This is a genomic window from Acidovorax sp. FW305-C-20-28, from assembly GCF_058783375.1.
Map to the genome: position 1 here is coordinate 1 of NZ_JBYSYM010000051.1, position 13846 is coordinate 13846.

Genomic DNA, 13846 nt, shown 5'->3' on the forward strand with positions numbered 1-13846 from the left:
CTCCCCCCCCCCCCCCCCCCCCCCCAGCAAGGTGCCGCCGACCAGGAAGGCCGCGATCCACACGCTGCTCATGTAGTTGAGCGTCATGGCCGTGGCCAGCGGCAGGTGGGCGATGGCATAGAACCAGGCACCCAGCGAGGCCACGCCCACCAGGCTGCGCCAGGCATGCATGCCCGGGTAGGCCGTGCCCAGCGTGACCTTCTGCGAACGCGCCAGCAGCCACAGGATGACCATGCCGATGAGGCCGCGGTAGCAGACCAGTTCGGCAGAGTTGAAATAGGCCGAAGCGATCTTCACGCACACCCCCATCGTGGCGAAAAGGAACGCGGCCAACACCATCCAGAGGGCTTGCATGGGGAAATCGGGGGTCGAAAGTGAAAATAGCTGCCGTGCCTGAAAAACAAGCACTGGCAGCTATTGTAATGAGAGCATTTCAGGCGAACCCGGAGACTTCAAGGTATTCACCCGCCTGTTCGCCTCTTTCGCGGCCATTGGGCTTGCGAACCGCCCTTGGCCGATAAAACTGGCGCGCCCAGAGGCCAGGGCCCCCGCGCAAGGGCCGCCCCGCCGCGATGGGGGCGTCCCCCTGAGGGGGAAGGCGCGAAGCGACTCAGGGGGTTAGCCTATTTCTCCCATTGCCATGCGGTACCACTCGTGGAAATGCTGCATGCCATCTTCCATGGGGCTCTGGTAAGGGCCCACTTCATTGTCGCCGCGCGCCAGCAGGGCCTTGCGGCCGGCGTCCATGCGCTCGCCGATCTCGTCGTCCTCGATGCAGGTCTCCATGTACGCGGCCTTCTGCGCCTCGACGAATTCGCGCTCGAAGGCGGCGATCTCCTCGGGGTAGTAGAACTCCACCATGTTCAGCGTCTTGGTCGGGCTGATGGGGTGCAGTGTGGACACGGTGAGCACATGCGGGTACCACTCCACCATGATGTGCGGGTACAGCGTGAGCCAGATGGCGCCGTGCTTGGGCGGCTTGCCTTCGCGGTAGTTCAGCAGGGCCTCGTGCCAGCGCTCGTACACGGGGCTGCCGGCCTTGCCCAGGCGGTTGGCCACGCCCACGGTCTGCACCGAATAGTTCTTGCCGAACTCCCAGCGCAGGTCATCGCAGGTGACGAAGCTGCCCAGGCCCGGGTGGAAGGGCCCCACGTGGTAGTCCTCCAGGTAGACCTCGATGAAGGTCTTCCAGTTGTAGTTGCACTCGTGCAGCTCCACGTGGTCGAGCACATAGCCCTCGAAGTCGAGGTCGGCGCGCGGGCCCATGGCGTCGAGGTCGGCGGCCACGTCGTAGCCGTTGTCCTCGAACAGCAGGCCGTTCCACTCGCGCAGCGGGTAGTTGTTGAGGTTCAGGCAGGGGTCGTCGGCAAAGTGCGGTGCACCCAGCAGCTCGCCCTTGGCGTTGTAGGTCCAGCGGTGCAGCGGGCACACGATGTTGCCGCCGGCGCTGCCCTTTTGCTGGGTGTGCAGTGAGCCGCGGCCCTTGAGCATCACGGCCTGGCGGTGGCGGCAGACGTTGGAGACGAGCTCCACCCCGCCCTGGGCATTGCGCACCAGCGCGCGCCCCTCGGCCTCGTGGGGCAGGGTGTGGTAGTCGCCCGCATGGGGCACGGACAGTTGGTGCCCCACATAGCGGGGCCCGCGCTGGAAGATGGTGTCCAGCTCGCGCTGGAACAGCGCCTGGTCAAAATAGCTTGAAACTGGTAGTTGGCTTGCGGCCTGCTGCAGTTGAAGACTTAAATCAGACATGGATGACCTGACCTAAAGACTCCCCACAGGGAGGTGTGCCACGCTTGGCACATCTGGAGGAAAAAAAGAAACCGGCTCATAGGCCGGCTGGACGAGAATGGGATTATAGCCAATGGGGTTATTCGCCGCCCCCATTCCCGCACCCCCCCTGCGTGTATTGGCGCCCGGGCTGCGGCCCGCACCTGGATGGGGCAGGGTGCTCCGTGTCGCCGCTGCCGCGGTGACCGGCTGCGCTCTCCAAACCGGGATGCTGTGCGCAGGGACGCCATGCGCTGGGCCTAAAATCAGCGGTTTTTCCATTCGCGGTGCCTGTGCACCGCCTCCACCCATGCCCAAGGCCTCCGCCACCGCCGCGCCCCCCGCAGAACCTGCCAGCTACGAAGCGGCGCTGGAAGAGCTGGAGCAGCTCGTGGGCCGCATCGAATCGGGCCAGTTGCCGCTGGACCAGATGCTGGCGGGCTACCAGCGTGGCGCTGCCTTGCTGGCCTTTTGCCGCAAGCGTCTCGATGCCGTGCAGGACCAGATCAAGGTGCTTGACGAGACGGGCCTGAACGCCTGGGCCCCCGAATGAGCGCCGCGCCTTCCGTGAATACCTCCCCCTCTTCTTCTTTTGACCTGGCCGGCTGGAGCCAACGCCACCTGGCCCGGGTGGAGCATGCCCTGTCGCGCTGGGTGGGCGAGGGCGCGCCCGCCGGCCTGGGCGAGGCCATGCGCTATGCGGTGCTCGATGGCGGCAAGCGCCTGCGCCCGCTGCTGGTGCTGGCGGCCGAGGAGGCCGTCTGCAGCGGCGCCGAGGTCGAGGCGTCGGCGCATGCCGTGTCCGACGGGGCGGCGCTGCGCGCCGCCTGTGCCGTCGAGCTGATCCACGCCTATTCCCTGGTGCACGACGACATGCCTTGCATGGACAACGACGTGCTGCGCCGCGGCAAGCCCACGGTGCACGTGCAGTTCGGCGAGGCCCAGGCCCTTTTGGCCGGCGATGCGCTGCAGGCCTTTGCCTTCGAGTTGCTCACCCCCGACGATGGCAGCGTGCCCGACGGGATGCAGGCCACGCTGTGCCGCCTGCTGGCGCGCGCGGCCGGTTCGGCCGGCATGGCCGGCGGCCAGGCCATCGACCTGGCCAGCGTGGGCCTGGCCCTGACCGAAGACCAACTGCGCCACATGCACCGCCTGAAGACCGGCGCGCTGCTGCAGGGCAGCGTGATGATGGGCGTGGCCTGCGGCCCCGCCAGCGCGCAGGCGCACGAAGCCCTGTCCGACTACGGCGCCGTGATGGGCCTGGCCTTCCAGGTGGTGGACGATATCCTCGACGTGATCGCCGACTCCGCCACGCTGGGCAAGACGGCCGGCAAGGATGCCGCGAGTGACAAGCCCACCTATGTCTCCCTGCTCGGCCTGGCGCCGGCACAGGCCTATGCGCGCGAACTGCAGGTGCAGGCCCATGCCGCCCTGGCGCGCAGCGGCCTGGCCGATACCCGCGCGCTGGCCGCCCTGGCCGACATGGTGGTGGACCGTACGCATTGATGGCTGCGGCTGCACTCCCTGCGTCCGTTGATACGATGCACCCAGACCAGGCGCACACCGGGGGCTGCCCTTTGCCCCGTGAGCACTGATCGATCCGAAAAAGAATAGCCAATGTCCACGACCCCCTACCCCCTGCTGCAGAACGTGAACGACCCGGCGGACCTGCGCGCCATGCCGCGGGCCGAGCTCAAGGCGCTGGCCGCCGAGCTGCGCGCCTTCGTGCTGGAAAGCGTGTCGCAGACGGGCGGGCACCTGAGCTCCAACCTGGGCACGGTGGAACTGACCGTGGCCCTGCACCATGTGTTCAACACCCCCGAGGACCGTCTGGTGTGGGATGTGGGCCACCAGACCTACCCGCACAAGATCCTGACCGGGCGGCGCGACCGCATGAAGACGCTGCGCCAGTTGGGCGGCATCTCGGGCTTTCCGCAGCGCGCCGAGAGCCCCTACGACACCTTCGGCACGGCGCATTCGAGCACCAGCATCTCGGCGGCACTTGGCATGGCCCTGGCCGCCAAGACCAAGGGCGAGAACCGCCATGCCGTGGCCATCATCGGCGACGGCGCCATGACCGCGGGCATGGCCTTTGAGGCGCTGAACAACGCGGGCGTGGCCGATGCCAACCTGCTCGTGGTGCTCAACGACAACGACATGAGCATCAGCCCGCCCGTGGGTGCGCTCAACCGCTACCTGGCCCAGCTCATGAGCGGCCAGTTCTACGCGGCCGCCAAGAACGTGGGCAAGACCGTGCTGCGCCCCGTGCCGCCCCTGCTGGAGCTGGCCAAGCGCTTCGAGCAGCAGGCCAAGGGCATGGTGGTGCCGGCCACGCTGTTCGAGAAGTTCGGCTTCAACTACATCGGCCCCATCGACGGGCACGACCTGGATTCGCTGATCCCCACGCTGGAGAACATCAAGAGCCTCAAGGGCCCGCAGTTCCTGCACGTGGTCACCAAGAAGGGCCAGGGCTACAAGCTGGCCGAGGCCGACCCCGTGGCCTACCACGGCCCGGGCAAGTTCGACCCGGCCGTGGGCCTGGTCAAGAGCACCACGGTGCCCAAGCAGACCTTCACCCAGGTCTTTGGCCAATGGCTGTGCGACATGGCCGCCAAGGACCAGCGCCTGGTCGGCATCACGCCCGCCATGCGCGAGGGCTCGGGCATGGTGGAATTCGAAAAGCGCTTTCCCGAGCGCTACTACGACGTGGGCATCGCCGAGCAGCATGCCGTGACCTTTGCCGGCGGCATGGCCTGTGAAGGGCTCAAGCCCGTGGTGGCCATCTACTCGACCTTTTTGCAGCGCGGCTACGACCAGTTGATCCACGACGTGGCGTTGCAGAACCTGCCCGTGGTGTTCGCGCTCGACCGCGCAGGCCTGGTGGGCGCCGACGGCGCCACGCATGCCGGTGCTTACGACATCCCGTTCGTGCGCTGCATTCCCAACATGGGCATGGCCTGCCCGGCCGACGAGCGCGAGTGCCGACAGCTGCTCACCACCGCTTTCGAGCAGGACCACCCCGTGGCCGTGCGCTACCCGCGCGGCAGCGGGGCCGGTGTGGCGCCGCTCGCGGGCCTGGAAGGCCTGCCCTACGGCAAGGGCGAGATCCGCCGCGAGCGCAAGGCCGTGGCCGGCGAAGGCGGGCCGCGCATCGCCATCCTGGCCTTCGGCACGCTGCTGTACCCCGCGCTCGACGCCGGCGAGGCGCTGGACGCCACGGTGGCCAACATGCGCTGGGCCAAGCCCGTCGATGTGGAGCTGCTGCGCGATGTGGCCGAACGCCACGATGTGCTGGTCACGGTGGAAGAGGGCGCGGTGATGGGCGGTGCGGGCAGTGCCGTGACCGAGGCTTTGAACGCCGCCGGCATCGTGCGCCCGGTGCTGCAACTGGGCCTGCCCGATGTGTTCATCGAGCATGGCGACCCGGCCAAGCTGCTGTCGCTGCAGGGGCTCGATGCCGCGGGCATCGAGCGCGCGGTGCGCGAGCGCTTCCTCGGCTGAGCGGATCGGCCCACCGGCCGTGCATCGGCGGCGCGGTCGTGCTGTCGAAAACCCGCACAGCGCCTGGGCGGGGCACCTCCTACAATGCAGGCGCGCTGCACGGATCTGCATGCGCATCCCACCTTCCTGCGCAGCGCTCGCTGCCGCACCCCACCCCCGCGGAAACAGGAGACACGCTGTATGGATCGCCGTTCGCTCATCACGCACACCGGCCTTGCGGGTGTACTGGCCGCGGGCGTTGCGCCGGCCGTGCATGCACAGGCCACGCTGCGGTGGCGGATCGCCTCGAGTTTCCCGCGCTCCTCGGACAATATCTTTGGCGGCGCCGAGGTGTTTGCGCGCGCGGTGCGCATCCTGTCCAACGGCAAGTTCGAGATCTCCGTGCATGGCGGCGGCGAACTGATGCCCGCCTTCGACGTGGTCGACGGCGTGCAGAACGGTACGGTGGAGATGTGCCATGCCGTGCCTTACTACTTCTACGACAAGAACCCGGCATTCGCCCTGGGCTGCACGGTGCCCTTCGGCTTCAATGCCCGGCAGATGAGCGCGTGGATGCTGCACGGCAATGGCCGCAAGCTCATGAACGAGTTCTATGCGGGCTTCAACATCGTGAGCTTTGCCTGCGGCAACACCGGCACGCAGATGGGCGGCTGGTACCTGCGCGAGGTGCGCAACCCGGCCGACTTCAAGGGCCTGAAGATCCGCGTGGGCAGCGGCCTGGTGGCCGAGGTCATGGCACGGCTCGGGGCCATTCCACAGAGCATTCCGGGCGGCGATATCTACCAGGCCCTGCAAAAGGGCAGCATCGATGCGGCCGAGTGGATCGGGCCCTACGACGACCAGAAGCTGGGCTTCAACAAGGTGGCGCCTTACTACTACTACCCCGGCTGGTGGGAGGGCGGGCCCGAGGTCGACCTGTACGTGAACCGCAAGGCCTACAACACGCTCTCGCCCGAGTACAAGTTCATCATCGAGGCGGCCGCCTCCATCGCGCACACCGACATGCTGGCCCGCTATGACGCGCTCAACCCCAATGCGCTCAAGCAGCTGGTGGCCGCCAAGACCAAGGTATTGCCGTACTCGCAGACGATCCTGGACGCCGCCTTCCGCGCATCGATGGAGACCTTCGCGCAGAACGACGCGAAGAGCCCCGAGTGGAAGAAGATCTACGCGGACATGCGCAACTTCCAGCGCGACCAGATCCTGTGGTTCCGCTTTGCGGAAGTGCGCTTCGACAGTTTCATGTCGGCGCAGAAGATATGACATCCCCCTGAGGCGCTGCGCGCCTCGGCACCGCCGCCAGAGGCGGCGGCTCTTCGGGCACGTCCAAGCCTGCGCAGGCAGGCTCGGAGCCGCGACCCTCAGCCCCTTCTCTCGATTCGCTTTGCGATTCGGGAAGGGGGACGCAGCCGGTGCGGCGGGGCGGCCCTTGCACGGCTGCCCTGGTGTGGGGCGCGCCGGTTTTGACCGGCGTGCGCCGATGCTTGCAGAACCCTGAAGCCCTCGTGCGGGGGGCGGGCTTTCACGGGAAAACCCGCAAATCCACAGGGGGGCATGTTCCTACAATCGATCCGGCTAGAAGGTTCTTGGCCTCGGGCGACCGGCCTGTGTGCCAGGGTGTGCAATCACAAGTATTCGGAGAAACTCATGGATCGTCGTTCTATCATCAAGCATGCCGGTATCGCCGGTGTGCTGGCCGCGGGTGTGGCACCTGCCGTGCATGCGCAGGCTGCCGTGCGCTGGCGCCTGGCTTCGAGCTTCCCCAAGCCGCTGGACACCATCTATGGTGGCGCTGAAGTGTTTGCCAACGCGGTCAAGGCCATGTCGGGCGGCAAGTTCGAAATCTCCGTGCACGCCGGTGGCGAGCTGATGCCTCCCTTCGGCGTGGTCGACGGCGTGCAGCAAGGCTCCGTGGAAGCCTGCCACACCGTGCCTTACTACTTCTATGGCAAGAACCCCGCGTTCGCCATCGGTTCGGCCATTCCTTTCGGCATGAACGCACGCCAGATGAATGCCTGGATGCTGCACGGCAACGGCCGCAAGCTGCTGGACGAGTTCTATGCCGGCTATGGCATGCTGAGCTTTGCCGGCGGCAACACGGGCACCCAGATGGGTGGCTGGTTCCGCAAGGAAATCAAGTCGACCGCCGACCTCAAGGGCCTGAAGATGCGCCTGGGTGGTGGCCTGGTCGGTGACGTGATGACCAAGCTGGGCGTGGTGCCCCAGAGCCTGCCTGGCGGCGAAATCTACCAGGCCCTCGAAAAGGGCACGATCGATGCGGCCGAGTGGGTCGGTCCGTACGACGACCAGAAGCTGGGCTTCAACAAGGTCGCGCCGCACTACTACTACCCCGGCTGGTGGGAAGGCGGTCCTGAAGTGGACTTCTTCATCAACAAGAAGGCCTTCGACGCGCTGTCGCCCGAGAACAAGGCCATCGTGGCCGCCGCATCGGCCCAGGCTTCGGTGGACATGCTGGCCAAGTACGACGCCCGCAACCCCGTGGCCCTGAAGCAGCTGATCGGTGCCAAGATCAAGCTCCTGCCCTTCACCAAGGACGTGCTGGACGCTTCGTTCAAGGCCTCGCAAGAGGTGTACGCCGAGAACGATGCGAAGAGCCCCGAGTGGAAGAAGATCTTCGCCGACTTCCGTGCCTTCCAGCGTGACCAGGTGGCATGGTTCCGCGTGGCCGAAAGCCGTTTCGACAGCTACATGCAGACCGTGAAGCTCTGATACGGCCACGGCCTGTCATTGCCCAAGGAACCGCGCTTCGGCGCGGTTTTTTTATGCCCGAATTTCCTGGCGCTGCTGCGGCCGGCTTGCCATCCAGAATGCCCCTGCCGCCGTGCTGACGGCAAGGCCCAGCGCGCAGACGCCACTCCATCCCCAGGCGGCGAACGCGGCCGTGGAGGCCGCCGCCCCCAGCCCGCTGCCGGCGGCGTAGAACAGCATGTAGCAGCCGACCAGGCGGCCGTGGGCGCTGGCATCGCCGCGCAGGATGAGCGCCTGGTTGGTCACGTGGATAGCCTGCACGCCCAGGTCCAGCAGCACCACGCCCAGCACCAGCCACCCCAGCGAATGGGGCAGGAGCCACAGCGGCAGCCAGGCCACGGCCAGCAGTACCAGTGCGCCTGCCGTGGCACGCTGGGCCAGGCCCCGGTCGGCCCAGCGCCCCGCGCGGGTGGCGGCCAGGGCGCCCAGGGCACCGACCAGGCCGAAGGCGCCGATGGCGCTGTGCGACAGGGCGTGGGGCGCCTCGCGCAGTGGCAGCACCATGGCGCTCCAGAAGGTGCTGAAGGCCGCGAAGACCAGCAGGGCCAGGGTGCCGCGCACCAGCAGCACGCGGTCGGTGCGCAGCAGGCTGAACATGGAGTGCACCAGGGCCGGGTAGGAGAGTCGGCCTGCTGGCGCCGGTGCCGCAGGCAGGGCGCGCCAGAGCAGGGCGGTGAGGGCCAGCATGGCCAGGGCCGACGCCAGGTAGACCCCGCGCCAGCCGAGCAGGTCGGCCAGCAGGCCGGCCGCCACCCGCGCCAGCAGCAGGCCGATGACCACACCGCCCTGGGCCGCGCCGACCACATGGCCGCGCTCCTGCGGGGCGGCAGCGGTGGCGGCAAAGGCGATCAGGCCCTGGGTCATGGCCGTGCCCAGCAGGCCCAGCGCCAGCATGCCTGCCAGCAGGGCCCCGGGCGAGGTGGCCAGGGCCGTGCCCAGCAGCGCGGCCACCAGGGCCGCGCACTGCCATCGCATCAGCTGCCGCCGGTCCATGCGGTCGCCCAGGGGCACCAGCAGCACCAGGGCCAGGGCGCAGCCCACCTGCGTGGCCGTGATGACCCCGCCCACGGCGGCCTGGCGGATCCCGAAGTCGGCGGCGAGCGCATCGAGCAGGGGCTGGGCGTAGTAGACGTTGGCGACGGAGAGCCCGCTGGCGCAGGCAAACAGCGTGACCAGTGCGCGGGGCATGGGGGCTGCGGTGGGTGGGGAGGGGGGCATGGTGTTGGTAATGTGGTTTCAAAATAAGACTGGTTTGATTCTAGGCAGACCAGTCTTAAAATGAAACTCGTATCGACAAAGACACCCGTGTGGGTGGTGCCATCCACCGGATCCCTCCATGTCCCAACGCAAGAGTGCTATGGCCGAAACCTGTCCCGTGGCGCGGTCGCTCGACCTCGTGGGCGACCGCTGGAGCCTGCTGATCGTGCGCGACGCCTTCGACGGCACGCGCCGCTTCGGCGACTTCCAGCGCGGGCTGGGCGTGGCCCGCAGCATCCTCGCGGACCGCCTCCGCAGGCTCGTGGAGGAGGGCGTCCTGGCCGTGCAGCCGGCCTCCGATGGAACCTCCTACCAGGAGTATGTGCTCACCCCCCGTGGCGAGCAGCTGTTCCCGGTGGTGGTGGCCCTGCGCCAGTGGGGCGAGCAGCACCTGTTCAGTCCCGGCGAGCCGCGTTCGCAACTGCTGGAGCAGGCCACGGGCCAGCCCATCGCCCCGATGCAGCCGCACGGGGCCGGCGGCCAGGTGCTCGGCCCCTGGCAAACGGCAGTGCACAAGCCCGCGACACCATGAAAAAACCGCGCCAGGGCGCGGTTTCGAGGGGCAGGCAGGTCAGCGCTTAGAAGCTGCGGAAGGCCTTGAGTTCGGCGCTGACGCGCTCGAATTCCTGGATCAGGGCCGGCGTGGCACCGTAGAACACGGTGAACTTGCCGGCCAGCGTGCGCACGTACAGGCGCGGCGCGATGAGCCAGCCCAAGCCCGGCACGCGGATCAGCTTGGCGTAGGCCAGATCGTCGAAGGGCAAGGCTTTGTCCCAGACCCAGCGCTGGTGCAGGCCGTCCTTGCTGATGCGCGTGCGGCTGACCATGATGCTCCACCAGGTCCAGGCCATGAGCACCAGGCCGGCAATGAACCAGCCCGCGCCGGTGCTCACGCCCGTGCTGGAGCCCAGGGCGCCGCGCGACCACAGCTGGGCGAACCAGATGGCGCAGCCGCCCACGATCACCGTGGCCAGCGCCCGGAAGGTCGGCGAGAAGGCCGAGCCCACCACCTCACCCCCTTGCGGGGTGAAGCGAAAGGGTTCCGGCGCCATCATGGGGGTCTGGTTCAGCATGGAAAGGCTCGCCACTGGCCTGCTCACTGCTTGGCGTCGGAGCCCGCAGGCGCGGCGGCCGCAGGGGCTGCGTCCGAGGCGGCTGGAGCCGTGTCGCCGAAGGGGTTCTCGCCGGCGCTCGGCGCGTCGTTGTTCATCAGGTCGTCTGCAGGCACCTCGATCTGCACCTTGTCGGTGTCGATGACCTCGGCCTTGGGCAGGAACATGGTCACGGTCTGGGGCACGAAGATCACGATGGCCACCAGCAGCAGCTGCATGATCACCCAGGGAATGGAGCCCAGGTAGATGTCGCTGGAGAGCACCGGCTTGGGAATGCGACCTTCCTTGAACAGCGTGTTGGCAATGCCGCGCAGGTAGAACAGTGCAAAGCCGAAGGGCGGGTGCATGAAGCTGGTCTGCATGTTCACGCACAGCAGCACGCCGAACCAGATCAGGTCGATGCCGAGCTTGTCGGCCACCGGGCCGAGCATGGGCAGGATGATGAAGGCGATCTCGAAGAAGTCGAGGAAGAAGGCCAGGAAGAAGATGAACAGGTTCACCGCGATCAGGAAGCCGATCTGGCCGCCGGGCAGGCCCGAGAGCATGTGCTCGACCCACTTGGCGCCGTCCACGCCCTGGAACACCATGGAGAACACGCGCGCACCGATCAGGATGAACACCACCATGGCCGTCAGGCGCATGGTGCCCTGCATGGCTTCCCACAGCAGCGCCCAGTTCAGGCGCTTGTGGATGGCGGCCAGGATCATGGCGCCCACCACGCCCATGGCACCGGCTTCGGTCGGGGTGGCGATGGCGGTGTCGATGCCGGGCAGGCCACCCATGGAGCCGAGCACGGCGAAGATCAAGAGGGCCGAGGGGATGATGCCGCGCAGGCACTTGAGCCACAGTTTGGCACCCGACATGGTGCGCGCTTCCTTGGGGATGCCCGGCACATAGTGGGGCTTGAACACGCCCAGCAGGAAGGTGTAGCCCGCGAAGATCAGCACCTGCAGGATGGAGGGGCCCCAGGCGCCGCGGTACATGTCGCCCACCGAGCGGCCGAGCTGGTCGGCCATGACGATCAGCACCAGCGAGGGCGGCACCAGTTGCGTGATGGTGCCCGAGGCCGCCAGCACGCCGGTGGCGTAGCGCATGTTGTAGCCGTAGCGGATCATCACGGGCAGCGAGATCAGGGCCATGGCGATCACCTGGCCGGCCACGGTGCCGGTGATGGCGCCCAGGATGAAGCCCACGATGATGACCGAGTAGCCCAGGCCGCCGCGCACGGTGCCGAACAGCTGGCCCATGGAGTCGAGCATGTCCTCCGCCAGGCCGCACTTCTCGAGGATGGCGCCCATGAAGGTGAAGAATGGGATGGCGAGCAGCAGCTCGTTGCTCAAGATGCCGAAGATGTTGATCGGCAGGTTGGACATGAAGACGGCCGGGAACCAGCCCATCTCGATGGCGAAGAAGCCCGAGGCCAGCCCGAGGGCGGCCAGGGAGAAGGCGACGGGGAAGCCGATCAGCATCACCAGCACCAGCCCCGCGAACATGATCGGGGCGAAGTTTTCCATATGCATAGTTGTGTTCCTGAAATTCCGGGAATGGGGGGCAGTCGGGCGCTAGCGGGCGGGTAGTGCCGGCGGGCTGCGCAGAAAGGACTGCCGTGTCACGATGGGGTGTTCATCGGCCCCCGTTATTGCACCGGCTTCTCGTAGTGGGTGTTCATCTGGTAGATGCCGCGCAGGTGGGCCACCCGCTTGACGATCTCGGAGACACCCTGCAGGAACATGAGGCCAAAGCCCACGGGCAGCAGCAGCAGGGCGGGCCAGCGGATCAGCCCGCCGGAGTTGCCCGACATTTCGCCAGAGACGAAGCCGCGCAGGAAAAAGGGCCAGCTCAGGTAGGCGATCAGGCCCATGGCGGGCAGCAGGAACAGGGCCAGACCGGCGATGTCCACGTACACCTGCTTGTTGCCGCGCAGCTTGCCGTAGACGATGTCCACGCGCACATGCTCGTTCATGTACAGCACGAAGGGGGCGCCCATCATCACCGTGGCGGCGAACAGGTACCACTGGATCTCCAGCCAGGCGTTGGAGCTGTAGTCCAGGCCATAGCGCACGAAGGCATTGCCTGCCGAGATCATGGCCGCTGCAAGCACGGTCCACGTTGCCACCTTGCTGAGCTGGCTGGAAATCCAGTCCATGCCCAAAGCCAATTTGAGAAGTGCTGACACCTTGTGTCTCCTGGGGTTTTGAAAAGAGCGCAGACGCACCCGAAACGCTGCCGGGTGTCTGAAAGTAACGCGGATGGTACCCGCTGGGCGCTGAAGAAAGCCTGACGCGCGGAGATAGGGTTTTCCTCAGGCACCCCCCGCCAGGATCACGCCCGCGCGGGCTTGGGCCGGACGAACTGCCACCAGGGCAGCACGGCACTCATGGACAGCACTTCGCCAGAGTGCATGGGCACATAGCCGGGCAGTGCCGCCATCTGGGCCTGCCAGGCCGCAGTCTGCAACAGGTCGCGCAGGGCCCGGGTGGCCGGCTGCTCCAGCGTGGACTTGAGGCAGGCCAGGTGGTAGCGCTCCTGCACCAGGGGCACGAAGCCCAGGCCCCGGGCGTGGGCTGCGAGCTCGATGCCCATGCCCACATCGGCCGTGCCGGCAGCCACCGCCTGGGCCACGGCCGTGTGCGAGGGCTCGTGGCGCTCGTAACCCTGCAGGTCGCCGGGGCCCAGTTCGGATTGTGCGAGCAGCTCGTCCAGCAGCACCCGTGTGCCGGTGCCCAGGGACCGGTTCACGAAGCGTGCCTGCTGGCGCGCCACGTCGGCCAGGGACTGCAGGCCCAGCGGGTTGCCGCGTGCCACGATCAGCCCCTGGGTGCGCTGGGCAAACCCGATGATCTTGTGGTGCCCCGGTTTGAGCAGGGGCTTGTAGGTGCGGGCGGCCAGCGAGTCGGCAGCCGGTGTTTCGCGCGTGTGGAAGCCGGCCATCGTGCAGCGGCCCTCGTTGAGTGCGCGGATCGCGTCCACGCTGCCGGTGAAGCGGATGTCCAGGTGCAGGGCACCGGTTTCTCCCGGCGTGGCCGCGTAGGCGCGCAGCGCGGCCAGCGCATCGTCGTGGCTGGCGTACATGGTGAGCACATGGGCCTGGTCGTCGAAGGCCACGGCGAAGGCGCGCTCCAGGTCGGCATGCAGGGCGGCGATCTGGGGCGCCAGGCGCGCCTGGGCCTGGCGCTCGGCCCACAGCAGCTTGGCCCCGAACTCGCTGAGCTGGGCGGACTGGCCCTTGCCCCAGATGATCAGCTCGCCACCCAACTGCTCCTCCCAGCGCTTGAGGGCGCCCCAGACATGGCGGTAGGACAGTTCGAGCGCGCGCGCGGCGCCCGAGATGGAGCCCTGCTCGGCCACCGCCTGCAGCAGCTCGGGCAGGGGGTTGCGGATCTGGGTGTCGCCCGCATCGCGGCTGAGCGTGTAGTGAAGCTGGACCCTATGCACGGACG

At 67.4% G+C, this 13846-nt stretch carries 13 protein-coding genes; 6 read left to right on the forward strand and 7 right to left on the reverse strand.

Translation table 11 applies throughout. From position 1 onward, the window contains the following. On the reverse strand, window positions 1-354 hold a 354-nt coding region (locus AC3WOH_RS32575; RefSeq protein ID WP_492233480.1), incomplete at its 3' end, for an EamA family transporter. Between the two features lie 264 nt (window positions 355-618). After that, window positions 619-1749: an aromatic ring-hydroxylating oxygenase subunit alpha gene (locus AC3WOH_RS32580; protein WP_492233481.1), complete on the reverse strand. Its 1131-nt coding sequence runs from the start codon at window positions 1747-1749 to the stop codon at window positions 619-621. Between the two features lie 328 nt (window positions 1750-2077). Here AC3WOH_RS32580 and xseB point away from each other — a divergent pair, with 328 nt between their 5' ends. From xseB to AC3WOH_RS32605, 5 genes are all read left to right on the forward strand, one after another. After that, window positions 2078-2320 carry an exodeoxyribonuclease VII small subunit gene (gene xseB, locus AC3WOH_RS32585; protein WP_184856641.1) on the forward strand — a complete coding sequence of 81 codons (243 nt, stop codon included), beginning with the start codon at window positions 2078-2080 and terminating at the stop codon, window positions 2318-2320. Beyond that, window positions 2317-3273: a polyprenyl synthetase family protein gene (locus AC3WOH_RS32590; RefSeq protein WP_492233482.1), complete on the forward strand. Its 957-nt coding sequence runs from the start codon at window positions 2317-2319 to the stop codon at window positions 3271-3273. The genes xseB and AC3WOH_RS32590 overlap by 4 nt, the downstream gene beginning before the upstream one ends. A 111-nt stretch (window positions 3274-3384) precedes the next feature. Beyond that, a complete protein-coding gene (dxs, locus tag AC3WOH_RS32595) occupies window positions 3385-5268 on the forward strand; it encodes a 1-deoxy-D-xylulose-5-phosphate synthase (RefSeq protein WP_492233483.1) in 1884 nt (627 codons plus the stop codon). Between the two features lie 180 nt (window positions 5269-5448). After that, window positions 5449-6531 (forward strand): TRAP transporter substrate-binding protein, encoded by a 1083-nt coding sequence (locus AC3WOH_RS32600; protein ID WP_492233484.1) that lies wholly within the window; start codon window positions 5449-5451, stop codon window positions 6529-6531. A 384-nt stretch (window positions 6532-6915) separates the two neighbouring features. Beyond that, window positions 6916-7998 carry a TRAP transporter substrate-binding protein gene (locus AC3WOH_RS32605; RefSeq protein WP_184856637.1) on the forward strand — a complete coding sequence of 361 codons (1083 nt, stop codon included), beginning with the start codon at window positions 6916-6918 and terminating at the stop codon, window positions 7996-7998. A 51-nt stretch (window positions 7999-8049) separates the two neighbouring features. Here AC3WOH_RS32605 and AC3WOH_RS32610 read toward each other — a convergent pair whose 3' ends face one another. After that, on the reverse strand, window positions 8050-9255 hold the full coding sequence (locus tag AC3WOH_RS32610; RefSeq protein ID WP_492233485.1) for an MFS transporter: 1206 nt from the start codon (window positions 9253-9255) through the stop codon (window positions 8050-8052). Between the two features lie 118 nt (window positions 9256-9373). Here AC3WOH_RS32610 and AC3WOH_RS32615 point away from each other — a divergent pair, with 118 nt between their 5' ends. Further along, window positions 9374-9826 (forward strand): winged helix-turn-helix transcriptional regulator, encoded by a 453-nt coding sequence (locus AC3WOH_RS32615; RefSeq protein ID WP_492233486.1) that lies wholly within the window; start codon window positions 9374-9376, stop codon window positions 9824-9826. Between the two features lie 46 nt (window positions 9827-9872). Here AC3WOH_RS32615 and AC3WOH_RS32620 read toward each other — a convergent pair whose 3' ends face one another. The 4 genes from AC3WOH_RS32620 to AC3WOH_RS32635 form a co-directional block, all read right to left on the reverse strand. Further along, a complete protein-coding gene (locus AC3WOH_RS32620) occupies window positions 9873-10367 on the reverse strand; it encodes a hypothetical protein (RefSeq protein ID WP_184856634.1) in 495 nt (164 codons plus the stop codon). A 23-nt stretch (window positions 10368-10390) separates the two neighbouring features. After that, on the reverse strand, window positions 10391-11926 hold the full coding sequence (locus AC3WOH_RS32625) for a TRAP transporter large permease (protein WP_492233487.1): 1536 nt from the start codon (window positions 11924-11926) through the stop codon (window positions 10391-10393). Window positions 11927-12042: 116 nt separating this feature from the next. Beyond that, entirely contained in the window at window positions 12043-12582 is a 540-nt protein-coding gene (locus tag AC3WOH_RS32630; protein WP_492233488.1) for a TRAP transporter small permease subunit, read from the reverse strand. 146 nt (window positions 12583-12728) lie between these two features. Continuing rightward, window positions 12729-13841 carry a substrate-binding domain-containing protein gene (locus AC3WOH_RS32635; protein WP_492233489.1) on the reverse strand — a complete coding sequence of 371 codons (1113 nt, stop codon included), beginning with the start codon at window positions 13839-13841 and terminating at the stop codon, window positions 12729-12731. Between the last annotated feature and the right edge of the window lie 5 nt (window positions 13842-13846).